Origin of the sequence: Streptomyces sp. NPDC050549 (assembly GCF_040655035.1) — a bacterium.
Lineage (GTDB): Bacteria > Actinomycetota > Actinomycetes > Streptomycetales > Streptomycetaceae > Streptomyces.
This window is the reverse complement of sequence record NZ_JBFAJD010000015.1, coordinates 151,114-175,966: the sequence shown is the minus strand read 5'-3', so window position 1 is coordinate 175,966 and position 24,853 is coordinate 151,114. Positions and strand designations below refer to the sequence as shown.

24 protein-coding genes and 1 pseudogene are annotated in these 24,853 nt (G+C 69.6%); 16 read left to right on the top strand and 9 right to left on the bottom strand.

Annotated elements, in window-relative coordinates; all coding sequences use genetic code 11:
* Positions 1–126 precede the first annotated feature (126 nt).
* Positions 127–1,635: a hypothetical protein gene (locus tag AB0I51_RS23145; RefSeq protein WP_362977952.1), complete on the top strand. Its 1,509-nt coding sequence runs from the start codon at positions 127–129 to the stop codon at positions 1,633–1,635.
* A 15-nt stretch (positions 1,636–1,650) separates the two neighbouring features.
* On the opposite strand, the gene AB0I51_RS23140 is transcribed toward AB0I51_RS23145, so the two are convergent.
* Positions 1,651–2,676: an Lrp/AsnC family transcriptional regulator gene (locus AB0I51_RS23140; RefSeq protein WP_362977950.1), complete on the bottom strand. Its 1,026-nt coding sequence runs from the start codon at positions 2,674–2,676 to the stop codon at positions 1,651–1,653.
* Between the two features lie 114 nt (positions 2,677–2,790).
* Between AB0I51_RS23140 and AB0I51_RS23135 the strand changes: the two genes are divergently transcribed.
* The 3 genes from AB0I51_RS23135 (at position 2,791) to AB0I51_RS23125 (ending at position 6,388) form a co-directional block, all read left to right on the top strand.
* Positions 2,791–4,350 (top strand): AbgT family transporter, encoded by a 1,560-nt coding sequence (locus AB0I51_RS23135; RefSeq protein WP_362977948.1) that lies wholly within the window; start codon positions 2,791–2,793, stop codon positions 4,348–4,350.
* A 48-nt stretch (positions 4,351–4,398) separates the two neighbouring features.
* Positions 4,399–5,586 carry a M20 family metallopeptidase gene (locus tag AB0I51_RS23130; protein ID WP_362977946.1) on the top strand — a complete coding sequence of 396 codons (1,188 nt, stop codon included), beginning with the start codon at positions 4,399–4,401 and terminating at the stop codon, positions 5,584–5,586.
* A gap of 67 nt (positions 5,587–5,653) precedes the next feature.
* Entirely contained in the window at positions 5,654–6,388 is a 735-nt protein-coding gene (locus AB0I51_RS23125) for a hypothetical protein (protein ID WP_362977944.1), read from the top strand.
* Between the two features lie 92 nt (positions 6,389–6,480).
* On the opposite strand, the gene AB0I51_RS23120 is transcribed toward AB0I51_RS23125, so the two are convergent.
* The gene (locus tag AB0I51_RS23120) at positions 6,481–7,692 is read right to left on the bottom strand and encodes a chitinase (protein ID WP_362977942.1); all 1,212 of its coding nucleotides are present in this window, start codon (positions 7,690–7,692) and stop codon (positions 6,481–6,483) included.
* A gap of 235 nt (positions 7,693–7,927) precedes the next feature.
* On the opposite strand from AB0I51_RS23120, the gene AB0I51_RS23115 reads away from it, so the two are divergent.
* The 4 genes from AB0I51_RS23115 (at position 7,928) to AB0I51_RS23100 (ending at position 13,614) form a co-directional block, all read left to right on the top strand.
* Positions 7,928–11,302: a pyruvate carboxylase gene (locus tag AB0I51_RS23115; protein WP_362978020.1), complete on the top strand. Its 3,375-nt coding sequence runs from the start codon at positions 7,928–7,930 to the stop codon at positions 11,300–11,302.
* A 102-nt stretch (positions 11,303–11,404) separates the two neighbouring features.
* Positions 11,405–12,004 (top strand): isochorismatase family protein, encoded by a 600-nt coding sequence (locus AB0I51_RS23110; RefSeq protein WP_362977940.1) that lies wholly within the window; start codon positions 11,405–11,407, stop codon positions 12,002–12,004.
* Positions 12,005–12,014: 10 nt separating this feature from the next.
* Positions 12,015–12,923, top strand: a complete 909-nt coding sequence (locus AB0I51_RS23105; protein ID WP_362977938.1) for a DJ-1/PfpI family protein — start codon at positions 12,015–12,017, stop codon at positions 12,921–12,923.
* A 76-nt stretch (positions 12,924–12,999) separates the two neighbouring features.
* On the top strand, positions 13,000–13,614 hold the full coding sequence (locus tag AB0I51_RS23100) for a DinB family protein (protein WP_362977936.1): 615 nt from the start codon (positions 13,000–13,002) through the stop codon (positions 13,612–13,614).
* A 197-nt stretch (positions 13,615–13,811) separates the two neighbouring features.
* On the opposite strand, the pseudogene AB0I51_RS23095 reads toward AB0I51_RS23100, so the two are convergent.
* A pseudogene (locus AB0I51_RS23095) lies at positions 13,812–13,910 on the bottom strand (hypothetical protein); the annotation flags it as partial.
* A gap of 50 nt (positions 13,911–13,960) precedes the next feature.
* Between AB0I51_RS23095 and AB0I51_RS23090 the strand changes: the two are divergent.
* Positions 13,961–14,413 (top strand): MarR family transcriptional regulator, encoded by a 453-nt coding sequence (locus tag AB0I51_RS23090; protein WP_362977934.1) that lies wholly within the window; start codon positions 13,961–13,963, stop codon positions 14,411–14,413.
* On the opposite strand, the gene AB0I51_RS23085 is transcribed toward AB0I51_RS23090, so the two are convergent.
* Entirely contained in the window at positions 14,337–15,155 is an 819-nt protein-coding gene (locus AB0I51_RS23085) for a GMC oxidoreductase (protein WP_362977932.1), read from the bottom strand. The two genes, AB0I51_RS23090 and AB0I51_RS23085, sit on opposite strands and share 77 nt — an antisense overlap.
* A gap of 77 nt (positions 15,156–15,232) precedes the next feature.
* Between AB0I51_RS23085 and AB0I51_RS23080 the strand changes: the two genes are divergently transcribed.
* Complete coding sequence (locus AB0I51_RS23080; RefSeq protein ID WP_362977930.1) at positions 15,233–15,460, top strand: helix-turn-helix domain-containing protein; 228 nt, start codon at positions 15,233–15,235, stop codon at positions 15,458–15,460.
* Here AB0I51_RS23080 and AB0I51_RS23075 read toward each other — a convergent pair.
* Complete coding sequence (locus tag AB0I51_RS23075) at positions 15,457–16,449, bottom strand: phospholipase D-like domain-containing protein (protein ID WP_362977928.1); 993 nt, start codon at positions 16,447–16,449, stop codon at positions 15,457–15,459. The two genes, AB0I51_RS23080 and AB0I51_RS23075, sit on opposite strands and share 4 nt — an antisense overlap.
* Positions 16,450–16,727: 278 nt before the next feature.
* Positions 16,728–17,108 (bottom strand): antibiotic biosynthesis monooxygenase, encoded by a 381-nt coding sequence (locus AB0I51_RS23070; protein WP_362977926.1) that lies wholly within the window; start codon positions 17,106–17,108, stop codon positions 16,728–16,730.
* A gap of 125 nt (positions 17,109–17,233) precedes the next feature.
* Here AB0I51_RS23070 and lpdA point away from each other — a divergent pair, with 125 nt between their 5' ends.
* The 3 genes from lpdA to AB0I51_RS23055 all read left to right on the top strand — a co-directional run bounded on the left by lpdA (position 17,234) and on the right by AB0I51_RS23055 (position 20,525).
* Positions 17,234–18,655 carry a dihydrolipoyl dehydrogenase gene (lpdA, locus tag AB0I51_RS23065; RefSeq protein WP_362977924.1) on the top strand — a complete coding sequence of 474 codons (1,422 nt, stop codon included), beginning with the start codon at positions 17,234–17,236 and terminating at the stop codon, positions 18,653–18,655.
* A gap of 407 nt (positions 18,656–19,062) precedes the next feature.
* Positions 19,063–19,605, top strand: coding sequence for a hypothetical protein (locus AB0I51_RS23060; RefSeq protein ID WP_362977922.1), 543 nt, complete (start codon positions 19,063–19,065; stop codon positions 19,603–19,605).
* On the top strand, positions 19,554–20,525 hold the full coding sequence (locus AB0I51_RS23055; protein WP_362977920.1) for a pyridoxal-phosphate dependent enzyme: 972 nt from the start codon (positions 19,554–19,556) through the stop codon (positions 20,523–20,525). The genes AB0I51_RS23060 and AB0I51_RS23055 overlap by 52 nt, the downstream gene beginning before the upstream one ends.
* A 187-nt stretch (positions 20,526–20,712) precedes the next feature.
* On the opposite strand, the gene AB0I51_RS23050 is transcribed toward AB0I51_RS23055, so the two are convergent.
* Positions 20,713–20,967: a hypothetical protein gene (locus AB0I51_RS23050; protein ID WP_362977918.1), complete on the bottom strand. Its 255-nt coding sequence runs from the start codon at positions 20,965–20,967 to the stop codon at positions 20,713–20,715.
* Positions 20,968–21,339: 372 nt separating this feature from the next.
* Here AB0I51_RS23050 and AB0I51_RS23045 point away from each other — a divergent pair, with 372 nt between their 5' ends.
* The 3 genes from AB0I51_RS23045 (at position 21,340) to AB0I51_RS23035 (ending at position 23,022) form a co-directional block, all read left to right on the top strand.
* Positions 21,340–21,897, top strand: a complete 558-nt coding sequence (locus AB0I51_RS23045) for an RICIN domain-containing protein (RefSeq protein ID WP_362977916.1) — start codon at positions 21,340–21,342, stop codon at positions 21,895–21,897.
* Positions 21,898–22,279: 382 nt separating this feature from the next.
* Entirely contained in the window at positions 22,280–22,486 is a 207-nt protein-coding gene (locus AB0I51_RS23040) for a TetR/AcrR family transcriptional regulator (RefSeq protein ID WP_362977914.1), read from the top strand.
* A 155-nt stretch (positions 22,487–22,641) separates the two neighbouring features.
* Complete coding sequence (locus tag AB0I51_RS23035) at positions 22,642–23,022, top strand: hypothetical protein (RefSeq protein ID WP_362977912.1); 381 nt, start codon at positions 22,642–22,644, stop codon at positions 23,020–23,022.
* A 192-nt stretch (positions 23,023–23,214) separates the two neighbouring features.
* Here the strand turns inward: AB0I51_RS23035 and AB0I51_RS23030 are convergent, their stop codons facing one another.
* Both AB0I51_RS23030 and AB0I51_RS23025 read right to left on the bottom strand, forming a co-directional pair.
* Positions 23,215–24,195 carry a hypothetical protein gene (locus tag AB0I51_RS23030; protein ID WP_362977910.1) on the bottom strand — a complete coding sequence of 327 codons (981 nt, stop codon included), beginning with the start codon at positions 24,193–24,195 and terminating at the stop codon, positions 23,215–23,217.
* A gap of 39 nt (positions 24,196–24,234) precedes the next feature.
* Positions 24,235–24,738 (bottom strand): peptidase inhibitor family I36 protein, encoded by a 504-nt coding sequence (locus AB0I51_RS23025; RefSeq protein ID WP_033287351.1) that lies wholly within the window; start codon positions 24,736–24,738, stop codon positions 24,235–24,237.
* Positions 24,739–24,853 lie beyond the last annotated feature (115 nt).

Sequence of the window (24,853 nt, the reverse complement as noted above, 5' to 3'; positions counted from 1 at the left end):
GTACACTGACAAGTCACGGTAACGGGGGCGTTGTTGAGCGGGGGGAGAACCATGTCCGGTGACCAGTACGGCGGTTATCAGGGGTATCAGGGAAACCAGGGGTATCAAGGGTTTGCCGTCCCACCCATGCCCACGTCACCGCCACCCGCTCCGCCGGACCGACTCAGATCCGTCGCGGTCGGCCTCCTCAACCTCAGTGGCCTCGGCCTCGGTTACGCGCTGACGCGCCGCTGGCTGCTGATGGCAGTGTGCTGGGTCGCGACCGTCGTCCTGCTGCTGGTGGCCCTGCCCGCCGACCCGGACGGCGTCTCGGGCCCGCTCCTCGTGCTGTACGTCGTGTTCCTCGGATTCGCCGCCGTCCACGGCGCGTTGGTGGGTCTGCGCACCCGGCTGGCGTGGCCCGCGCCCACACCCCTCGCGATCCTGCTGGGCCTGGTGCTGCTCGCCGTACCCGCCGGGGGAGTGGTGCTGTACGACAACGCCCGTGACGAGGCGACCCAGCAGATGCTCCTCGACCGGCTGGAGAAGGCCGACCAACTCGTGGCGGACAGCGGAAGGTTGTCGTTCTCCGCGGCCGAGCCCCACTACCGCCAGGCGCTGGGGGTGTACGACGACCTCACCACCGCGCACTCCGGATCGCGGGCCGCCGCCAAGGTGCCCGACCGGCTGAAGACGTTCTACACGACGGTCGCCGGGGCCTACTCGCAGAAGAACTACTGTGACGCGATACCCCAGTTGAAGTATCTGCGGACCGTCCCGGGCACCATCGGCAAGAAGCAGCTGGGGACGCTGACCACCTGGCCCGACGACCGGCTGGCCACCTCTCTCTACGAATGCGCCTCCGCCTCGCTGGCCACGCAGGGCGCCGACTGGCCGACGAACTTCGGGGATCTGCTGGCCACGTTCCCACAGTCGTCCCAGGCAGGCGAGGTCGAACCGGCCGTCAAGTCGGCCGTCACCAAGGCGGCGCAGGGCGTGAGCGGCAGTCAACCGTGCGCGGCCGTCGAGCAGTTGAACAGTCTCTCCTCCCAGATCGGGAGCCTGCAGGGCGGACAGGCGGGCGTGGCCGACGCGCTCGGCGCGGACGCCACGCGGGCCGGCAGCCAGGCCGACGCCGGGGCCTACCAGTGCGGTGTCTCGCAGTACAAGTCCGGTGACTTCGACTCGGCGCTCACCACGATGAACGACTTCGTGAAGAACAACACGCACGACAAGAACCGGGCCCGCGCCAAGAAGATCGCCATCGCCGCCGAGGTGGCCCAGACCATCCCCGCCGCGGGCAAGAAGCTGCCGACCACCGCGTCCGGCGGCAGCATCTCCGTCACGGTGAAGAACGACAGCCCGGACGACATCACCGTCCTCTACACCGGGCCGGTCACCGGCAGCTTCACGCTCAAGGCCTGCGGCAGCTGCACGACGTACTCCCTGACCACCACCCTGCTGTCCGGGTTCAAGCCGTGCAGCGGTGGCAAGAACTACCCGCAGAAGACGATCAGTCTGCCGACCGGCACCACGTACTTCGTGCACCGTCCGGACAGTTCGACCGCGAGCCCGGCCTCGGACACGGCCAAGCTCAGGTCGGGCTACATCTACACGGAGTGCGCCTACGCCACCGGGTCCTTCGGCACCGGCTGACGCACGAGGACACGCTCACAGCAGCGCCGGTGCGTGGAAGGTGCCGAGGCCGGTGGTCAGGTCGCGGTCCAGCCAGTAGCGGCGCGGCTCGGCGAGCATGACGGAGACGCTGACGCCGAGCAGGCCGGGGATCCTGGCCAGCTCGGCGTCGACGAAGAGCGCCAGGGCGGAGCGGTCGGTCACCAGCCCCGTGGCGAGCACCGACATGTCGCTGGCGACATGCGCGGCGAGCCGGGTCTGCGGGAGCTGGTCGATGCGGTGCATGACCTCGGGGGTCGCACCCGGCGCCACGCGCAGGCGCAGGATGAACGCAGTCCGGAAGCCGAGCCACTCCGACACGATCTCCAGGCGCGGCTTGACCCATCCCTCGTCCAGGACCCGGCGGACGACGCGATGCGCGGTGGAGGTGGCCAGACCGGTGGCCCGCGAGACGCTCGCGGCGGACGCGCGGCTGTCCCGGAGCAGCTCGGTGACGACGCCGCGTTCCGCCTCGCTCAGCGGCTTCGCCGGGGGCGTGGCGGTCGCGGTGCCCTCGGGGCGGGCGCCGGCGAGCTTCAGCAGCTCGGCGCGCTCGGTGTCCGTGAGGAACTGCGGGTCCCAGGTCCGGCCCCGGCGCAGGGTGCTGAGCGCGGGCAGGGCGTTGACGCGGCGGACACCGGGCACCGAGAACATCCGGTCGATCGCCTCGCTGGTCGCAGCCTCCGACGGGGCGTGCACGACGACGTAGAGCGGGTAGTCGCCCGAGATCTGCGCCAGCAGCTGGAGATGCGGCAGGCCGCGGAGCCGGTGGAGAACGGCCAGTGGGCTCTCGCCGGTGATGTCCAGGAAGACGTGGACCGGCATCGCCGTGGAGTGGATGCCCCAGTCGGCCTGCCCGATCACGCGCACCATGCGGGCCTCGTGCAGGCGGTCGTGGCGGCGTTTGAGCGTGCTGGCGTCGGCGGCCAGGATCTCGCCGATGTCGTCCCAGGTGGCCCGGGGCGCCAGGTGCAGCGCGCCGATGAGGCGCCGGTCGAGCTCGTCGAGGAGAGGGCGGGTCATGGGTCTCACTCTAGATGCCGTTTAATCCCGCCGTTACATCCAGGGGATGGAGAATCTCTCATTGTGGTGCCATCGTTCGCAGGAACATCCCCCCCATTGTGTGAAGAGGTACCGATGAGTGTCACCTCGGCCCAGCCTCAGCCGCAGTCCACCGAGCCTCGGTCGAGGGCCCTGCGCACCGCGTTCCGGGGCCTGGCGGCGATCGAGAAGATCGGGAACAGGCTCCCCAACCCCTTCTGGCTGTTCTGGATCCTCGCGGGCGTCGTCGCCGTCCTCAGCGCCGTACTCGCGGCGACCGGTCTGAGCGCCGTGCACCCCGGCACGCACGAGACCATCAAGGTGCAGAACCTGCTCAGCAAGGACGGCCTCACCACGGCCGTCGAGGGAGCCGTCGACAACTACGCGGCCTTCCCGCCGCTGGCCACCATCCTCACCGTGATGTTCGGCATCGCCGTCGCCGAGAGGAGCGGACTCTTCTCCGCCCTGCTGCGCCGCATGGTCGCCCGCGTGCCGGGCCGGTACCTCACCTTCGCCCTGTCGATGACGGCCATGGTCGGCCATGTCGCGGGCGACGCCGCCTATGTCACCCTCATCCCGCTCGGCGCCCTGGTCTTCCGCGCGGCCGGCCGCAGCCCGGTCCTCGGCTGTGTCGTCGCCTACGTCTCGATCGCCGCCGGATACGACGCCTCCCCGTCGCTGACCACCACCGACGTCCTGCTGTCCGGGATCTCCACGGCCGCCGCCCACACCATCGACGCGCACTACGTCGTCACCCCGGTCGCCAACTACTTCTTCGGCCTCGGCTCGTCCGTCCTGGTAGCCCTGGCGATCACCCTCGTCGTCGACAAGGTTCTCGCACGCCGTACGGACCTGGAGACCGACGAGCCGGTGGCCGCCCCCAACGCGGAGGAACTGGCGGAGATCGAGGTCACCGAGCGGCAGCAACGCGCCCTGCGCACCACCGGGTTGGTAGCCGTCGGTTTCCTCGTGTTCCTCGCGGCGGCCATGATCCCCGCCTCCTCCCCCCTGCGCGGCGAGGGCGGCGGCATCGTCGACTCCCCGCTCATCGGCGGGATGGCGCTCGTCCTGGGTGTGTTCTTCGCCGTGCTAGGCACCGTCTACGGCCGGCTGGCCGACACCTTCACCGCGGCCCGCGACAGCATCGGCGCGATGGTGGACGGCACCCGTTCCATGGCGCCGATCCTCGTCCTGTTCTTCGCGATCGCCCAGTTCCTCGCCTACTTCAAGTGGACGAACATCGGCAACATCCTCGCCATCAAGGGCGCCGAGACCCTGCGCGACCTTCACCTCCACGGCTGGACGGTGCTCGTCGGCATCGCCGTACTGATCACCTTCATGAACCTCGTCGTCACCAGCGGCTCCGCACTGTGGGCGCTCGCTGCGCCGGTCCTCGTCCCCATGCTGATGCTCGTCGGCATCGAGCCCGAGACCACCCAGGCCGTCTACCGCGTCGCCGACTCGGTCACCAACTGCGTGACCCCGATGAGCCCCTACTTCGTCATGGCCCTGGGCTTCATCCAGCAGTACCGCAAGTCGGCGGGCATCGGCACCCTGGCCTCCTTCACGATCCCTGTCGCCGCCGTCGTCTGGGTCGTCTGGGTCGCGTTCTTCGTGGCCTGGTACCTGCTGGGCATCCCGCTCGGCATCGGCTGAACCCCGACTGAGCAACGTCACCCGCCGGTCCGGAACAGAAAGCAGATCATGACCGCCTCACACGCACCCGCCGCCACCCTCACCACCCGCGCCCAGGACGCCTGGTCGCGGATCGTCGACGACATCCTGACCCTCGTCCGTCACGAGACCGGCAGTTACGACCTTCCCGCCCTCGCGACCGGCCTGGACCTGCTGCGCGAACTGACCGTGGAGCGGCTCGGCCGCCCCGACCGGGAACAGCGGCACCCGGGCGGCGAATGCGGCGACACCCTCACCCTGACCTACGGCGGCACCGGCGCCGGGCATGTCGCGCTCGTCGGGCACTACGACACCGTGTGGCCGACCGGGACTCTCGCCGGATGGCAGCAGCCGGGGCCGTCCGAGGACGGGCGGGAGCGGCTGAGCGGTCCCGGCATCTTCGACATGAAGACCGGTCTGGCGCAAGGGATTTGGGCCCTGAAGCTGGCCCGTGAGACGGGCGTGCCGCTGCCCACTGTCAGCTTCCTCTTCAACGGCGACGAGGAGATCGGTTCGCTGTCCTCACGGCCGGTGATCGAGGAGCTCGCCCGGAAGGTGGACGCGACGCTGGTCCTGGAGCCGAGTGCGCACGGCGCGGTGAAGACCGCCCGGAAGGGCACCGGGATCTTCCAGGTCACGGCCAGCGGTGTCGAGTCCCATGCGGGGCTCGCACCGCAGGACGGGGCGAGCGCGATCACCGCGCTGTCCGAGTTCGTGGTGGCCGCCGCGGCCGTGGCCGCTCCGGAGAAGGGCACCACCATCAACACCGGTCTCATCAAGGGCGGTTCGGCCATCAACGTCGTCGCAGGGCAGGCGACCGCGGGCGTCGACATCCGGGTCAGCAGCGCGGCCGAACAGGACCGGGTCGACGCCGAGTTGGACGCCATCGAGGTCAGCGACCCGCGCGTCCGCATCGAGATCGACCACGCCTGGAACCGCCCGCCGATGACCCTCAACACGGCCTCCGTCCCGCTGCTCGGCCTCGCCCGCGAGGTCGCCCGCGAGCAGGGCCGCGCACCCCTGCGCGACACCGCCGTCGGCGGCGCCAGCGACGCCAACTTCGTCGCCGCGCTCGGCCTGCCGGTGCTGTGCGGGATGGGCGCGGTCGGCGACGGGGCGCATGCGCAGGGGGAGTTCATCCATCCCGACACGGTGCCCGGGCAGACCGCGCTGGTCGCGGGGTTGTTGGGGCGGTTGGCGGAACCACTGCGGAGTTGACCGCAATCGGCCCACCCAGGGTGGGGCGTGTCACGGGACCGACCCCCGGCCGGGGACAATCGGTGTCATGACGGACGACAGCGACGACCCCCAGAGCCGCCTGGCCAGGATCGAGCGGCTGCTGGAGGACAGCAGGCGCGATGTGGTGCCCGCGTGGCAGCGGGTGACGCACGGGGAGACGCGGCTTGCCGTGTCGGCCGTGATCCTGGTGGCGGTCGCCGTGCAGCTGATGCTGCCGCACCGGCTCGCCTTCCAGCCGTACTGGCTGCTGCCGGTACTGGAACTCGTCCTGATGATCGGTCTGTTCGTCGCCAATCCCCGGCGGATCGAGCCCGGCACGCGGTGGCTGCGCTGGCCGAGCCTGGTGCTGACGGGAATGATCAGCCTGGCCAACAGCTGGGCGGCGGTCCGGCTGGTGGTCGGCCTGGTCAGGGGCACCGAGGGCCTGGACGCCGGACCGCTGCTGCTGACCGGCGGGGGCATCTGGCTGACGAACGTCATCGTGTTCGCGCTGTGGTACTGGGAGTGGGATCGCGGCGGACCGATGGCGCGGGTCATGGGCAACCACCAGTACGCCGACTTCCTCTTCGTCCAGATGCAGAGCCCGGAGACCGCGCCACCGGACTGGGAACCGGCGTTCCTGGACTACGTGTACCTGTCCTTCACCAACTCCACCGCCTTCAGCCCGACCGACGTGATGCCGCTCTCGCGCTGGGCCAAGATGCTGATGATGGGTCAGTCCTCGGTCTCCGTGTCGATCGTCGTCCTGGTGGTCGCGCGGGCGGTCAACATCCTTCGCTAGCAACGGACTCCGGACGGCGGACAGCGACGCCGGGTACGCCCTTCCCAAGGCCTGCTCGACGTCGCTGCCCATTTCCTGCTGATCCCGCCGGATCAGCAGGCGCCCTCGTCCTGCCAGGGGCCCCACTGGGAGGCACCGGGCACCTCGTTCTGGGTCCACCACTTGGCGACCCAGTTGTGGTTGCCGTACGACACCTCGTTGCCCTGTGTGTAGACGGCCGTGGAACTCCACGCCGTCTTGCAGGTGCCGGGAGTCGGCGTGGGAGTCGGAGTCGAGGTCGGCGGGGTCACACCCGCGAACTGCACCGAGTACTTGGCGAAGTCCCACGCGTTCTGCGCCACGCTGGAGCAGGTCCCGGACGTCGTACCGCCGTTGTCGACCGGGCTGCACTGACGGTCGCGGTTGAGCGACCAGAACGTGAAGCGGTCCATGTTGTGGCTGGTGGCGTAGTTCAGGACCGTCTGGAAGTCGGCCTGGGTGAAGTACTCACCGGTGTCGCTGCGCCCGTTCATGCCCGAGAAGCCCTCGTGGGCGTACGCGGTCGCCTGGTCCCAGCCGAACGTGGACTGCAGGATGGAGTTGAAGTTGGTGAGCGCGCTGGTCTGGGAGGCTGCGCCGTTGAAGCCTCCGTCGAACGGCATGATGGAGAAGTTGTTCGGGGTGAACCCCTGCGACTTGGCCTCCAGCAGCATCTGCTTGCCGAACCAGCCGGTGCCGTCCGCCGTACCGGCCGTGGTGACCGAGACGTACAGGCCCGAGTTGTTCTGCTGGAGGATCTTGGCCGCGCCGATCTCGTTGTGGATGGCCGCGGTGTTCTCGTACTCCGGCTCCTCCAGGTCGAAGTCGATCGCGTGCAGACCGTACTTGGTGATGACCTGCTGGTAGGCCGCGGCCGTCGAGGCCGGGTCGGAGCAGACCTGGCCGAGCTTGGTGCCGCCGTAGCCGCCGATGGAGACGGAGACGTCGCCGCCCTTGGCGCGGATCGTGTTGATGACCGACTGGACGGCGGTGTCCGAGGAGACCGGTGAGGTGCCTCCCCAGGTGGGGGTGCAGCCGCCGCCGTTGGGGGCGAGGACGAAGGCGAGCTGGAAGGCCTTGAGGCCGGTGGCGTCCATGATGGTGCCGGCGTCGGGCGGGTTGTTGTCCGTCGGCATCAGGTAGGGGGCCGCGGCGTACCAGCGGTTGCTCAGCGCGGTGGCCGCGTTGGTCGCGCCCTCGGCGTTGGTCGCGATGAGAGCGGTCGTGCCCGCGGCGGCGAGCGTCACGGCGGCTGCCGCGCCGAGACATGCGCGAAGACGTGTCACGTTGTGCCTCCGGTGGGAGTGGGGGAGGCGCCCAGCTTCTGGCGATGTCGCGGCCACGTCAATGGATTGGACTGGACCAAATTGCCCTTTGGACTAGACCATACGATTTCTTTACCGTTGGCCCGGTCGAGGGCCTCGCGCGACACCTTTGCGACTAGTGTCCCGGCTCACATGGCGTTAAAGGGGTGACGCCGACACCATGGTGCACGTCACCGGCAGGCTGAAGGGATCCGGAATGTTCCGCAAGGTGCTGGTCGCCAACCGTGGAGAGATCGCGATCAGGGCGTTCCGCGCCGGCTATGAGCTGGGCGCGCGCACGGTCGCCGTCTTCCCCCACGAGGACCGCAATTCGCTGCACCGGCTCAAGGCCGACGAGGCCTACGAGATCGGTCAGCCCGGGCATCCGGTCCGCGCCTATCTCTCGGTCGACGAGATCGTCCGCGCGGCACAGCGCGCGGGAGCGGACGCGGTGTACCCGGGCTACGGGTTCCTCTCCGAGAACCCTGAACTCGCCCGCGCCTGCGAGGAGGCGGGCATCACCTTCGTCGGCCCCAGTGCCCACATCCTGGAGCTGACCGGCAACAAGGCGACCGCGGTCGCCGCCGCCCGCGCGGCCGGTGTGCCGGTGCTCGGCTCCTCGGCGCCCTCCACCGACGTCGACGAACTGGTGCGCGCCGCCGGGGAGATCGGCTTCCCGGTCTTCGTGAAGGCCGTCGCCGGTGGCGGCGGGCGCGGTATGCGCCGTGTCGAGGACCCGGCCGTCCTGCGCGAGTCCATCGAGGCGGCGGCCCGCGAGGCCATGTCCGCGTTCGGCGACGCCACGGTGTTCCTGGAGAAGGCCGTCGTCGACCCCCGGCACATCGAGGTGCAGATTCTCGCCGACGGCGAGGGCAACGTCATCCACCTCTTCGAGCGCGACTGCTCGCTGCAACGCCGCCACCAGAAGGTCGTCGAGCTGGCCCCCGCGCCCAACCTCGACCCCGCCCTGCGCGACCGCATCTGCGCCGACGCCGTCCGCTTCGCCCGCGAGATCGGCTACCGCAACGCGGGCACCGTCGAGTTCCTCCTCGACCCGCACGGCAACCACGTCTTCATCGAGATGAACCCGCGCATCCAGGTCGAGCACACGGTGACCGAGGAGGTCACCGATGTCGACCTCGTCCAGGCGCAGTTGCGGATCGCCTCCGGAGAGACCCTCGCCGACCTCGGCCTCTCGCAGGAGACGGTCACCCTGCACGGCGCCGCCCTCCAGTGCCGTATCACCACCGAGGACCCCGCCAACGGCTTCCGCCCCGACACCGGCCGGATCAGCGCCTACCGCTCGCCCGGCGGCTCCGGCATCCGTCTCGACGGCGGAACCACCCACGCCGGTACGGAGATCAGCGCGCACTTCGACTCCATGCTGGTCAAACTCACCTGCCGGGGACGGGACTTCACCACCGCAGTCAACCGCGCACGGCGTGCCGTCGCCGAGTTCCGCATCCGCGGTGTGGCCACCAACATCCCCTTCCTGCAAGCGGTGTTGGACGACCCCGACTTCCAGGCCGGGCGCATCACCACGTCCTTCATCGAGCAGCGCCCGCATCTGCTGACCGCCCGTCACTCCGCCGACCGCGGCACCAAGTTGCTCACCTACCTCGCCGACGTCACGGTCAACAAGCCGCACGGCGAACGCCCCGACCTGATCGACCCCACCACCAAGCTGCCGCCCGTCCCGGCCACCGAACCCCCGGCCGGATCACGGCAGTTGCTCGCCGAACTCGGCCCCGAGGGCTTCGCCCGCCACCTGCGCGAGTCACCGACGATCGGCGTCACCGACACCACCTTCCGCGACGCCCACCAGTCGCTCCTCGCCACCCGCGTCCGCACCAAGGACCTCCTCGCGGTCGCCCCGGTGGTCGCCCACACGGTGCCGCAACTGCTCTCCCTGGAGTGCTGGGGCGGCGCCACCTACGACGTGGCGCTGCGCTTCCTCGCCGAGGACCCCTGGGACCGACTCGCCGCCCTGCGCGAGGCCGTTCCCAACATCTGCCTCCAGATGCTGCTGCGAGGCCGCAACACCGTCGGCTACACGCCCTACCCGACCCAGGTCACCGACGCCTTCGTCCAGGAGGCCGCCGCCACCGGTATCGACATCTTCCGCATCTTCGACGCGCTGAACGACGTAGGACAGATGCGGCCGGCGATCGATGCCGTACGCGCGACCGGAACGTCGATCGCCGAGGTCGCCCTCTGCTACACCTCCGACCTGTCCGACCCCAACGAGCGTCTCTACACGCTCGATTACTACCTCCGCCTCGCGGAACAGATCGTGGAGGCGGGCGCCCACGTCCTCGCCGTGAAGGACATGGCGGGCCTGCTGCGCGCACCCGCCGCCGCGACCCTCGTGTCGGCGCTGCGCCGCGAGTTCGGCCTGCCGGTGCACCTGCACACCCACGACACGGCGGGCGGCCAGCTCGCCACCTACCTCGCCGCGATCCAGGCCGGCGCGGACGCCGTCGACGGCGCGGTGGCCTCCATGGCGGGCACGACCTCGCAGCCTTCCCTGTCCGCGATCGTCGCCGCGACCGACTACTCCGACCGCCCCACCGGCCTCGACCTCCAGGCCATCGGCGACCTGGAGCCGTACTGGGAGAGCGTCCGCAAGATCTACGCACCCTTCGAAGCGGGCCTCGCCTCACCCACGGGCCGCGTCTACCACCACGAGATCCCTGGCGGCCAGCTCTCCAACCTGCGCACCCAGGCCATCGCGCTCGGCCTCGGCGACCGCTTCGAGGACATCGAGGCGATGTACGCCGCCGCCGACCGCATCCTCGGCCACCTGGTCAAGGTCACCCCGTCGTCGAAGGTCGTCGGCGACCTCGCCCTGCACCTGGTCGGCGCCGGAGTCAGCCCTGCCGACTTCGAGGCGTCCCCCGACCGCTACGACATCCCCGACTCCGTGATCGGCTTCCTGCGCGGCGAGTTGGGCACCCCGCCCGGCGGCTGGCCCGAGCCGTTCCGCACCAAGGCACTCCAGGGCCGCGCCGCCCCCAAGCCCGTGCAGGACCTGACCCCGGAGGACCGCACGGCCCTCGACAAGGACCGCCGCGCCACCCTCAACCGCCTGCTGTTCCCCGGCCCGACCCGCGAGTTCGAGACGCACCGCCAGACCTACGGCGACACCAGCGTCCTGGACAGCAAGGACTTCTTCTACGGCATCCGGCCCGGCAAGGAGTACACCGTCGACCTGGAACCGGGCGTCCGCCTCCTCATCGAGCTGGAGGCCGTCGGCGAGGCCGACGAACGCGGGATGCGCACCGTGATGTCCGCACTGAACGGGCAGCTCCGTCCGATCCAGGTGCGTGACGCGGCTGCGGCCTCCGACATTCCCGTCACGGAGAAAGCCGATCGCGCCAACTCCGGCCATGTAGCGGCCCCGTTCGCGGGCGTCGTCACCCTCGCGGTCGAGGAGGGCGACGAGGTGGAGGCCGGTGTCACCGTCGCCACCATCGAGGCCATGAAGATGGAGGCGGCGATCACCGCCCCCAGGTCCGGCCGGGTCGCGCGCCTCGCCATCAACCGCATCCAGCAGGTGGAGGGCGGCGATCTGCTCGTCGAGCTGAGGTAGGCGGACGGCGGCGACAGGGTGCCTCACCGGTGACCGGATCGGTCCGGTCCCGGACCCGATGCGGCCTGTCGCCGCCCCACCCGCACGGCGCAGTCTTGGAACATGAACCGAGCACTGATCGTCATCGACGTCCAGGAATCCTTCCGCGCCCGCCCGCTGTGGGAGACCATCTCCGACCCGAAGATCGCGGAGCAGGCCGACCGCCTGGTGCGGCTCGCCCGCCGGGCCGGCGACCTGGTCGTGTGGGTACTGCACAGCGAGCCCGGCAGCGGCGACGTCTTCGACCCGGCCCTCGGCCACGTCCGCCTCATCGACGGACTGGAGCGCGCGGAGGGCGAGCCCCTCCTCCACAAGACCTCGCACAACGCCTTCACCACCACCAACCTGCAGCAGATCCTCACCGAGCACGGCGTCCGCGAGCTCACCGTCTGCGGCATTCGCACCGAACAGTGCGTCGAGACCACCACCCGGGTCGCGAGCGACTTCGGATACCAGGTCACCTTCGTCACCGACGCGACCGCCACCAACCCCATCGCGCACCGCGACGCCCCCGCCGACCAGACCGTCGCCGAACTCCTGGCCGACCCCCGCACCCTCCCCGCCGACGAGATCATCCGCCGCACCGAGTACGCCCTCGCCGGCCGCTTCGCCACCATCGCGACGGTCGCCGAACTGGAAGCCGCCGCCGCACCTCAGGCATGATGACCGGATCGTGAGCCACGTCGTCTTCTTCCTGGTACCCGGAGTCCACCTGCTGGACCTGGCCGGCCCCGCGCAGGTCTTTTCCACGGCGGCCGACTTCGGGCACCCCTACGCGCTCTCCTACGTCGCCGAGCAGCCCCAGGTCACCAGCGCCCAGGGGCTGCCGCTGACGGCCGGGGTCGACTGGCCCGAGCTCGGCCCCGAGGACCTGATCGTGGTGCCCGGCTGGCGTTCGCTCCGGCTCGCCCAGGGACCCGCCATCGGTTCCACGCCCTTGCAGGCCCTACGGGAGCACCACGCCCGCGGCGGAACGGTGGCCAGCGTCTGCGCCGGAGCCGACGCGCTGGGCCGGGCCGGACTCCTCGACGGCCGCCACTGCACCACCCACCACGACGTGCAGGACGAACTCGCCCTGCGCCACCCCAGGGCGACCGTCGTTCGGGACGTCCTGTTCACCACCGACGACCGGGTCATCACCTCGGCCGGCATCGCCAGCGGCATCGACCTCGCCCTGCACATCGTCGCCACCCGGCACGGCCCCGCCGTGGCCGCCCAGATCGCCCGGGACATGGTCGTCTACGCTCGCCGCAACGGCCATGAACCGCAGTCCAGCGCGATGCTCAGGCACCGCTCCCACCTGGACGACACCGTGCACCGCGCCCAGGACCTCATCGACACCCGCTTCGACGAAGCGCTGCCCCTGCCCGCCCTCGCCTCGGCCGTCGGCGTCAGCGAACGCACCCTCACCCGCCTCTTCACCCGGGCCACCGGACTCACCCCGCTGCGCTATCAGCAGACCCTCCGCCTCGAACGTGCCGAGCACCTCATCAGCCACGGCACCACGATCGACGCCGCCGCCCGCTCGGTCGGCTTCGAGGACCCGCGCATGCTGCGCCGACTGCGCGCCCGCAGCCAGTAATTGAAGGGCGGTTCGACGGAGCCGCTGTTAGGTTGCCGGGTCGAGGACAGACCGACTCGCCACAGGAGCGCGCCCAGTGATCCCACCCCGTCTGGCTCCGCTGCTCGACCAGTTCGACTTCGCGCGCGAACGCCTCACCGGTCGTATGGCAGGGCCCGTCATGGACAGCGGAGACGGGACGCACACCCCCGTCGGGCCGATGACCGACGAGGAGTACTTCTGGGAGCCGGTGCCCGGCTGCTGGTCGGTGCGGCGGCGCGCGGACGGCCCGGGACCGAAGGCAACTGTCCTTGAGGGACAAGGAGATTGGGGCCGTGACTCGGCCGCCCACCCGCACCCTTGGCCGCCGCCCTTCACCACCCTCGCGTGGCGCCTGAGCCACCTCACCGAACTGCTGACCCTCCGCGCCGACCACACGGCCGGCAGCCGCACGCTCACCCGCGACGACTACCGGGTCAGCGGCGACGCGGCCGGCGCGGTGGCCGCCTTCGACGCCGGTGCCGATGCCTGGCGCAAGGCACTGCTGAGCGTCGACGACACCGCACTCGACACCGTCGGCTACTGCACCTATCCGCACGGCAGCGACGCGGAGGAGCCGTTCACCGACATCGTGTGGTGGGTCAACCAGGAAGTACTGCACCACGGAGCCGAGATCGCCATGCTGCGCGACCTGTACCGGGAGCGCGGCTGACCGTCACAGGACCGCTCCCGTGCGCCAGGGCACGGTCTTCCCGGTCCCGAACCCGAGTGCCTCGGCCTTGCTCTCCGCACCGGAGGCCATGTCCACCAGTGCCTCGAACAGGGCGGTTCCGTAAGCGACTTGACCGGTTGGCTCATGGCAGGTCCTGCGTCGAAGTCGATGTCGCCGCGCATCCGCTCGTACAGGTCGCTGATGGTGCTGATCTTCAGCGACGGCACGGGACGGGAACCGAACAACGAGCCGCGTCCGGTCGTGAAGGCGAGCAGGTTGGCGCCGCTCGCGACCATCCGGATGCCACAGGTTGAGATTCCTTGCTTGAGCACGCTAATCTTCGCGGATGGCCGCCGACGATGCCCTGACCGTGCAGGAAGAGCGTTTCTGGCGTGCCCTGATGCGTGTCATCGTCGCGCTGCCGCGTTCGCTGGATGACGACCTGCTGCGGTCCACGGGGCTGACCCTCACCGAGTACGTCGTACTGATGAGCCTGTCCGAGGCCGAGAACCAGGAGCTCCGCATGGCGGACCTCGCCGCGGCGACCGCGCTCTCGCCGAGCCGTATCACCCGGGTGGTGGACGCGCTGCAGGGCCGCGGACAGGTCGTGAAGCGGCGCTACGAGGGAGACGCGCGGGGGAATGTCGCGACGCTCACCCCGGAAGGGATGAAGCGCCTTCAGGCGGCGTATCCGGTCCATCTGGCGAGCGCCCGCAAGCGGGTCATGGACCATATCGACGGCCGGTCGCTGGCGGCCATGGTGAGGCAGTTCGAGACGGTGGTCGAGAAGTTCGACTGACGGCCCACTCGTCCGAGGGCCCGCCCGTGGGCGCGGTCGAGGTCGGGTGGCCGTAGGTGGCGATCCCTGCCGCGATCGCCGCCTCCAGCTCGTCGTCGGTGCGCACCGCGTCACCCGGAACGAGTTCGGCGGCCAGCGCACCCGTGAGGGGCGCGGTGCCCGCCAGGCGTCGCACGAGCCGCACGGCCTCCAGTATCCGACCGCGGTCCCTGGCCGTCGCGGGACAGTTGTTGTTGATCACCGGAGCGTAGTACGGATCACGGCTCGCCAGCCGTGCCGAGCCGTGCGACTCCGGCCGGGTGACCGCCGCGGCGAGGACTATCGCCCCGCCGGTGGGGCTGAACGAGCCGTCCGGCAGATGGGTGGCGACGATGTCGCGGCCCAGCTCGCCGGCCTGTGCCTCGGACGAGGCGAGCCACGGCTGGGCCGCGAAGGCGGACGTCAGGGTCTGGAGGTCGGGGGTGAGCGCGAACGAGTGGAAGAAGGGGTGATTCTGCAGCCTGCGACCGACCGGGAGGTCGGCTTCCACGTCGATACCGAGCGCCCGCAGATCCTCGGCGGGGCCGACACCGGAGCGCATCAGGATGGCCGGGCTGCCGTAACTCCCCGCGGAGAGCACCACTTCACCGGCCCGGAAGACCGTCCCCAGCGCGTCCACGACACCTGGCGCCCGGCCGCCCCGGATGATCACCCTGTCGATCGTGATGTCGCCCGGCAGCGTCAGGTTGGGACGGCTGCGCACCTGCGGCGTCATGGCCCGCGTCGCCGCCAAGGTCCTCGGCCCTGTCGAGGTTTCTGCCGGAGGACGAACGTGCCCTGGTGCCGGACACGTTGGAGGCCCGGTTCGACTCCGGCGGTTCGGCCGAGGAGGCCGCCAAGGCGCTGTACGTCCACCCCAACACCGTGCGCACCCGCCTGGGCCGGATCGCCGAACGCGCCGGCCGCTCACTGGCGGACCCCCGCGGCATCACCGAACTCTCCCTGGCGCTGCGCGCCGTCCGGCAGACCCCGAGGCCCCCTTCCTCGGAGTCGACCCGTGCGGACTAGGCGGCCGTTCCGCCCGCGTAGTCGCTGCTGAAGGTGGTCTCGATGGTGGTGGCGACGGACTGGGCCACTCCCGTACCGGTGAGGATGATGCCCAACTCCCGGTTGTTGGAGAGGGAGTTGCTGCTGATGTTCATCGAGCCCGCCTCCACCTCCTGGGTGGAGAGACCGTAGTCGGCGACCATCGCCTTGGCGTGGATGTAGAAGCCGTTCGGGTCGGAGTACCCGACGACCGTGCCGCCGGCCGCCTTGATCGCGGACACCTCACTGGCGTAGCTCGACGGGGTCTCCAGCACCACCCGCACGGTCACGCCCGCCTTCGCCCTGGCCACGATCGCGTTGACCACGGTGCTGTCGCTGAACTCCAGTTCCTCGACGTCGAGCGTCTTGGTGGCCGCGTTGATCACGGTGAGCAGGCGGCTGCGGGAGTCCGTGGGGGACCAGAGCAGGTGGTCGCCGTCGGTCGGGGTGATCGAGGTACCGGCGTAGTCGGCGTTGAACACCTTCTCGATCGCGGCGACGTCCCGGGTGTCGTCGGTGAAGACGCCGTAGTCGCGGCCGGTCGTGTAGTACTGCGAGGTCAGATTGCCCGTCAGCACAAGGGACTTGGTGGCGTCCACGGTGATCGTCTTCTGGTGGGTGTAGACGAAGCTGGACGGCGACCACACCACGCCGACGCCCGCGTTCGTCAGCGCCGTGTAGGCCGAGCTGTTGGCGGACTGGTGCGCGTTGTCGAGGACCACCCGCACGGTGACGCCCTTTTCCTCCAGCGCTATCAGGTCGTTGACGGCGGTGGTGTCCTCCAGCTCGTACATGGTCATGTCGAGCGAGGAGGTGGCCGAGTTGATGAAGTCGTAGATCGTCGGCTCGCTTGTGGTCTGCGAGAAGGCGAACGCGGTGTACGTCGCCGCGTCGGCGGGGACGGCGGTGACGAAGACGGCGGCGCCGGCCACCAGGGTGACGCCGGCGCGGCTGAGGAGCGTCCTCAACATGCGTGACTCCTAGTCGAGTTGATGCCCACGTGGGGGGTGGTGAGCATGCGCATGACACCACGCGCGTAGAACGCTGAGGAAGAGAACCACGGTGAACTCGGGATTACCGCCGTCGATCAGTAGCGGACAAAGGGGACTTCGTGCAGGTGGGGGCCGATTCATGGAGTCCCCGCGAGTTCGCAAAAACTTCGTAGTCGGCCGATGGCCGACCGGGACCGCGCGAAGACGCCGATCGCGGACCCGTCGGCATCGTACCCGTGGGCACGTCGACCGCCGGCTCAGCCTGTTGCCGGGCTCTGCGGGTCCTGTGGCCGGGTGAACCCGTGGCTCCGCTCCACTTTCGCCACGTGCAGCGTGTAGCTCCGGTACCACTCGGCTCGTCCGCGCTTCTGCGCCGCGCGGTGCTCGGTGTTGTTCCGCCACTCCGTGAGGGCGTCGGCGTCCCGGAAGTATCCGACGGTGATGCCGAGCCCGCCCGGGGTCTGCGCGTGGTCCATCCCGAGGTACCCGGGGATGTCTCGCACCAGGTCCTCCATACGCGCGTTCGTCTCGCTGTAACCGCTCTGGTCCTGGGTCCGGACCGTGGTGAAGACGGCCACGTAGTACGGGGGTTCAAAGGCCCCGACGGGCGTGACGGGCGCTTGGGAATGATCGCTCATTGCGCCACTGTAGGGCGGGCGGGATCGGCGGACCAGGGCCGACCACGGCATCCTGGACATCGTTAGCGGATCTCCGGAGGGCGCATGCTCAACCATGTCCTCTTCCCGTGGTAAAGGATCTTCCCATGAGCCAGCAGAACACGCAGGACGACCGGTTCGACGTCGTCGTACTCGGCGCGGGCCCCGGCGGCTATGTCGCCGCCATCCGTGCCGCGCAACTCGGCAAGCGCGTCGCGGTGGTGGAGGAGAGGTACTGGGGAGGCGTCTGCCTCAACGTGGGCTGCATCCCGACCAAGGCGCTGCTGCGCAACGCCGAACTGGCGCACATCTTCACCCGCGAGGCGAAGACCTTCGGCATCAAGGTCGAGGGGGAGGTCTCCTTCGACTATGGGGAGGCCTTCCGCCGCAGCCGTCGGGTCGCGGACGGCCGGGTCAAGGGTGTCCACTACCTGATGAAGAAGAACAAGATCACGGAGATCGACGGCCGCGGCACCTTCCTCGACCCGCACACCCTCCAAGTGGCCGGATACGACGGCGACACCCGCACCATCACCTTCGAGCACTGCGTCATCGCCACCGGCGCCACCCCGAGGCTGCTGCCCGGCACCAAGCGCAGCGCGCGCGTCGTGACGTACGAGGAGCAGATCCTCGCCGACGACCTCCCGCAGTCGATCGTCATCGCGGGCGCCGGCGCCATCGGCATCGAGTTCGCCTACGTCCTGCACAACTACGGCGTGAAGGTCACGATCGTCGAGTTCCTGGACCGCGTCGCACCCCTGGAGGACGCCGAGGTCTCCGCCGAACTTGCCAAGCAGTACCGCAAGTTGGGCATCGACGTCCTCACCTCTACCCGCGTCGAGTCGATCGACGAGTCCGGCCCGCAGGTCCGCGTCACGGTCACCGGCAAGGACGGCACCCAGCAAGTGCTGGAGGCCGACAAGGTGTTGCAGGCCATCGGCTTCGCGCCGAACGTCACCGGCTTCGGCCTGGAGAAGACGGGCGTACGGCTCACCGAGCGCGGCGCGATCGACGTCGACGGCCGGTGCCGCACCTCCGTCCCGCACCTGTACGCCATCGGCGACGTCACCGCGAAGCTGATGCTCGCCCACGCGGCCGAGGCGATGGGCGTGATCGCCGCCGAGACCCTCGCCGACGCGGAGACGATGGAGCTGGACTACGCGATGATCCCGCGCGCCACCTACTGTCAGCCGCAGATCGCCAGCTTCGGCTACACCGAGGCGCAGGCACGGGAGTTGGGCCACGACATCAAGGTGGCGAAGTTCCCGTTCACCGCGAACGGCAAGTCGCACGGCCTCGGCGACACCACCGGCTTCGTGAAGCTGATCAGCGACACGAAGTACGGCGAACTCCTCGGTGGCCATCTCATCGGCCCCGACGTCACCGAACTCCTCCCTGAACTGACCCTGGCCCAGCAGTGGGACCTCACCGTCCACGAGGTCGCCCGCAATGTCCACGCCCACCCGACCCTGGGCGAGGCGGTGAAGGAAGCGGTGCACGGCCTGGCCGGACACATGATCAACATGTGACCGCCCCCCCACTCGCAGACCTTCGAGCCGGTCACGGCAGCCGTCACCGTGACCGGCTTTCGCATGCCCGCACCAGAAGCCGTCCGGGTGCTCGCGGCCTCGCTCCGGGCGCGATCCAAAACGTTCGCAGGAGCAATCATCTGTCGTCGGTGTGCCGGGCCGACCAGGTCTCGATCGGTGGGATCGCGTAGTGAACCTCCCCCGGGTGGCGGCCGTAGTCGGCGACAGAGGGTGCGCTCGAAGAGCTCGCTTCCGGGGACCGGACAGTTGGCCGAGCACTGATATGGGAATGGACGAGATGCAGATGTTCGAAGGCGCTTCAAGTGCTCGCAAATTGAGGCTGCTTCGGCTGTATCGGCGTAATCCGCGACGCACGCTGATGGTTCCCCTGGACCGTCCTCCGACGGATGGACCGATTTCCGGTGGCGGGATCGGACTCAACCGGCTGGTCGGGCAGTTGGCTACGAACGGTGCCGATGCCGTGGTCCTGCACAGGGGAAGCGTCCGCCGTTGGATCCGGACGTGAAATGCCTGGTCGCCACCGTCGAAGAGGCCCTGCGTCTCGGCGCGGACGCGGTGAGTGTGCACGTGCATGTCGTTCCCGCGAAGAGGCCCGGGGGATTGCCGACATGGCGGTGGTGGCAGAAGCCTGCGACCGCTGGAACATCCCGCTGATGGCGATGATGTGTCCGAGGGGACCGCGGGTCACCGACCCTCGTGATCCGGAACTGGTCTCCGTCGCGGTCACCGTGGCGGCTGAACTCGGGGCCGACCTGATCAAGACCTACGCCCTTGAATCCGATGTGCGAACGTTTGCGAGCACGGGCGGCGACCGATACGTGACCACCGGCCGCGCAGGGACGGGGGAACCGCACAGGTGGCGCTACGCTGCCGTGTCGTGCAGCAGACACGCCTCGACACCGCGCGGATCAGGGCGGCCCGCCGGGTGATCGACCCGATGTTCCTCGACACCCCGCTGTACCGCTGCGAGGCGCTGGAGCCTGCCCTCGGGTGCGCGGTCGGCATCAAGCTCGAAACGGCGAACCCGGTCCGCAGCTTCAAGGCGCGTGGCACCGAGCTCGTCGCGAGCCTGCTGGCAGACAAGGGCGAGCGGGCCGTCGTGTGCGCCAGCGCGGGCAACCTCGGCCAGGCCCTCGCGTGGTCCGGTCGCGGCCGGGGGCTCGACGTCACCGTGGTGGCGTCCCGTTTCGCGACCGCGGCCAAACTCGACCGCATCCGCGCGTTGGGTGCGAGGCTGGAACTGGTTGACGGCGACCACGAGTCGGCCCGCGAACGGGCGGCGGCCGTCGCCCGGTCCGAAGGCATCCGGCTGGTCGAGGACAGCCTGGACATCGAGACCTGCGAGGGCGCGGCGACCATCGGCCTGGAACTCGTGGACACGGCGAGGCCGTTCGACGTCGTGTTGATCGCCCTCGGCGGCGGGGCGCTGGCCACCGGAGTGGGGCATGTGCTGAAGGACCTGGCGCCCGGGGTCGAGATGATCTGCGTCCAGCCGCTGGGCGCACCGGCGCTGACTCTCTCGTGGCGCGCGCGACGGGTCGTCACCACCGACTCGGCGGACACCATCGCCGATGGTGTCGCCGGCCGGTTTCCCATGCCGGCCGTCCTGGACGACCTCCTCCTGGTCGCCGACGACGCCGTCCTGGTCCGGGAGGAGTCGATCATCACCGGTATGCGGCTGCTGTTCGACCACGCCGGTCTCGTCGTCGAACCTTCCGCCGCACTCGGCATCGCGGCGATCCTCGAAGACCGTGACCGCTTCGCCGGCCGCCATGTGGTCACCGTCGTGTGCGGCGGCAACGTGGACGCGGACGCCTATCGGCGCTGGATCGGTGCGGCTCCGCTGTAGTGAGCCCCCTGCACGGCGTCCCGGGCACGCTCGTCACGTGCCCGGGATGTCCCGTCGCGGTGGCCGCTTTCCCTTCACCGCGACGGTGTACACCGGTGTGTGGGACCAGAGTTGCCGCTGTGCGGGGGCGGGTGAAGGCCTCGGGGGGCCGCGTCAGACTCTCGTAAGATCCACTCCGCGCGAACTCCTACGGGGTATGGGAGTTGGTGACGGCGACGTGCTGGGCGAGGATGCCGTCCGTGAGCTTCACATGTGCTGTGTCCACCAGTTGGCAGTCGACGCCCGTGGCTCCCGAACTGTCGGCCTGGGCGTCGCGATACGCCTGGGAATCGGCCGGGCACGCGGGATGCCGCTGAGGGCCGCGATGCGCGCCGCGCTTCAGCATCTGCTTCCGCACGAGGTACCAGACGTCGCCCGAGCGCGGCCCGCTCGTTTTGCGCAAGCGGCAGGAGCGCGTACGCGGCGGACGGCGCCTGCTTCGCGCGGGCGGCAGTCGCACCGCGACGAAGCCGAGTGTCAACCACCTCTGATCGCAGGCCCCCGACAGCCGTGACGCGCTCCACCCAGCAGCACTGAGCATGTCCGCCTTCGCGAAAAGAAACACTGCCAGCGACATGCGGGCCGACTGATCGGCTGTACCCCGAGGGGATTCGACCGGGACGTGACCCGGTTCCGCTGAATGGAACAGCGAACGACAGGTGTGTTACGGGAGTTCAGACTCTGGCGTGTGCTCCGGCAACCACGCCGGAGCCCAGGAGTGGAAGGTCCACAGCTCCTGGGTCGGAGTCCAACCTCGAAGGAGCATCTCGACGTCATGCGTCTGACTTTGCGAAGAAGAACGGTCGGTCTCGTCTCGACACTGTTGATGGCCGGCGCCTGTCTGGCCGCCACGACGACAGGAGCCGACGCGCAACCGTCGTCGGCCACATCCGCCAAGCCGTTGGTCGGCCTCTTCCACCCCGTCAAGAACGTCGGCGACAACCTGTGCCTCCAACCGGAGGGCGCGTCGACGGCACTGTTTGCGAAGATCGTTCAGAAGCCCTGCGACGGCAGTGTCGCGCAGGGCTGGCAGTACTTGCAGCTCGCGACCAACCACTACCGCCTGGAGAACCAGCTGAGCGGCTACTGCATCTGGGCCTGGGACGGAGCCTTCAACGGTGGACGCGTCCTCCAGGACGAGTGCCACTCGAGCAACAGTGAGATCAACACAGCGGCCACGCTGCCGGACGTCGTCAAGCTGGAGTCCAGGGTCGGATTCCGCGACACGGGCTTCTGCATCGATGTGCCGGGGGGAGCAGGCACCGACGGGTTGGCCGTGCAGATCTACCAGTGCAACGGCACCCTCGCCCAGCGCTGGGTCGTCGGCTTCTAGGAGCTGTGCAGAACCGTCAGCGCCTCGCGACACACATCGTGGCGCACGGCGAGGTCCGGGCCGGCCCGCCGACGTGATCCTCTTCCACGAGCGGCGGGTCAGCACCCCGTGGTCCCCCCCGGCAGGCGGCTCATCCGCCTGTCGGCGGGCACGCCTGAGGACCTTCACGGCCGAACGGGCGTCCCTCTCCTCCACCAGGGCCTCACGCCCGCCCGGCCGCCGGTCAGGCGGACGCCCCTCATCGGCTCCCGCGATCCGGGTGGATCGCCCGCATGCCTGTCCACCCGGGCGCCGCCGCAGCCGACGCCCCGCAGACTCCTCCTGCGGCGACTTCAAGATCCCCACCTCCCGCGCTGATCTCCGGGGCCTAATATGTGGAGCCATGCCAAGATCACCAGGGCACGGGCCGGACTTCGAGACCAGGCGTCAGGAGATCATCGACAAGGCCGCCGCGCTGTTCGTGAAGAAGGGCTACGCCGCCACCGGCATCGCCGAGGTGGGCGACGTCGCCGGTCTGGGCAGGGGCGCGCTCCTCCCCGTACGCTGTGGCTCAGTGTCAAGCGGGGGCATGGCGGACTGCGCCTCCTGATCTTGGAGGAGTACCGGTTCAAGGTCGCACCGGAGGACGTGGACCAGGCGATAGCCCGTTACGCAGGTCGCCGCCACAGCCGTATGGCACAACTCCGCCAGACAGTCCCGAAGAAGAAGTGACCCGCCGTTGGCGGTGCCAGCCCCGCCAACGTCGTGGTCGAGGCCGATGACGTCCAGGCGCCGCAGGTGCGCCGGGCCCTGGCCGACTTCACCGCCGCCGCACTGGACACCAACCTGGTCAACCGGCCCGTCCAGGTCACCGCACACCCGAAGCAGAACGTCGTCGAGATCAGCGTGCCGCTGGCGGGCAACGGGTCGGACAGCACCTCGCGCCGCGCGGTACAGGTGCTGCGCGACGACGTGATACCGCAGACCCTGGGGAAGGTTTCGTCGGAAGTGCGCGGCGTTCCACCACCGGTTCCAGCGCCGTTCTCGTCACGGCCACGGGCGGACTGCCCAACTGGCCGAGGGGGCCTGGACCGCGGGCTGCAAAGGGAAACCGGCGAACAGTCGTTGCCTCGTCCAACCTCCTGAGCCGTCCCGTCGGATCGGCGATCTTCTCCGAGAGGCCGACACCTCCCGTCGGTGGCATTGCCGTGGGAGCGGTTGGGGACCAGAGGTTTCTCGCGACCCAGAACAGCACCTGGGGGCAGCACCCGAGGCGATGCATGTCCTGCACTCTTGGTTCTGCCTGATGTCTGCAGACAGTTCGGAACCACTCCGTGGTCATTTCTGGGGAGCGTTCTTGCCGAGTAGGGCCTTGGCCCGGGCCAGGGCCTGCTGCCGGTGTTGCCAGACCTCCTCCAGTCGGGCCCTCGTCCGTGCGGGCTGGTGTCGCAGGAAGGCGTCGCGCTGTGCCGCGCCCGTGCGGCGCAACTCGCTTTCCGCGTCGCAGTGTTGATCGGCGATCGCGGCGGCTCGCTGCTCGCGTGCCAGCGCCGACGCGCTCGCTCCCTTGACCGCCTCGGCCTGCAGGGACTGGATCAGTGCGGTGGGCGTCCTCGCCGGCCGACCGGCGTCGGCCATGCAGCGCTGCCAGCGTCCCAGGGCCCTCTGATAGGAGTGGTCGGAGGCCAGGTACGCCTCGAGGAGATGGTCCACGTCCTGCGGCACGAGCGTGTCCTCGAAGGCGGCCTGTACGGTGCCGTACAGTCGCGCCCGGGCCTGGGCCATGCAGCCGCCCGTGCCGTAGGTGCCGCTCGCCCCGCTGGGCAGGGTCAGCGGCGTCGCCTGGTCGGTGCGGCCGTCGAGTGCCGCTGTGTAGCGGGCCTGTTCGGCGGTGGACAGGGAGCGGACGTACCGGTCCTCGGCCATGTCGCCGCTGTTCATGCGGCCCAGCGTTGTGGAGACGCCGTAGCCGGGGGCCGAGTGGGAACCGATCGAGTCGGCCGTCGTCGCCCCGGTCGGCGGCTGCGGGCCCGCGCTGGTGACCAGGTAGCGCAGTCCCCGGTCGTGCATGCAGCGCTGGGTGAGGATCTGCAGAGCGTCGAAGAGCTGCCGGCGTTGACGCAGGGCGGTGGCGTCGCTGGTGAGAACCGCGGTGGCGTGGCCGAACTCCCGCGCCGACGGCACCGCCTCCGCATGTGCGGTCGTACCCGGTCCGGTGCATGCGGTCGCGGCCGCGCAGACCAGGGTCACCACGAGGATCAGCAGGGGCAGCGAGCGTGTCGGTGCGCGCCCGGTGCCGCGGCGCGAGAGGTATGTCATTGGTGACTGCCCGTCATCCGGTCGCGGAAGGAGTCCAGGTCAACAGGCCGAGGTCCAGTAGTTGCTGCTGATCGAGTCGTTGAAGCTGGTCGAAGTGCCGGGCCAGACGAGGTTCGCGAAGTTGCTGTTGGACCAGTCCTTGGGCAGGCAGGCTGACAACCCGGTGTACCCCGTGCCGCTCCACACCTCGACGCCCAGACCGCTGGTGCCGTGGTTGTAGCCCGAGGAGGCGCAGTCGCTCCAGGTCCCGTTGCCGCACGTGGAGTGGGAGTAGGCGCCCCAGTTGGTGTTGCTGCCGGAGAACTTGCCCGGCCCGTCGTTGTAGCCGGAGTTGACCCAGAAGCAGAAGTAGGTGCTCGGACAGTCCCCGATGGCCTGCGGGGAGACCACGGCGGATGCGGCGGCCCCCTGTACCGCTTGGGGGGCGGTGGCGACCGTGGTGGTGTGCCCGTCGGCGGCAAAGGCGTTGCCGGGAAGGGCGAGGCCTACCAGAGCGGCCAGGGCGGTGGCGGTGAGTGCCGCTGCCAAACGGAAGGATCTCATGCGGATTCCTCTTTCTCGGGCTGTACGTACGAGGAGTTTTCGTGCGTGTTTTTCCGATGCGTTGCCTGCCGGTTGCCTTTGCGTGGTGTCGCCGGGGAGAGGATCTTGTCCCCCT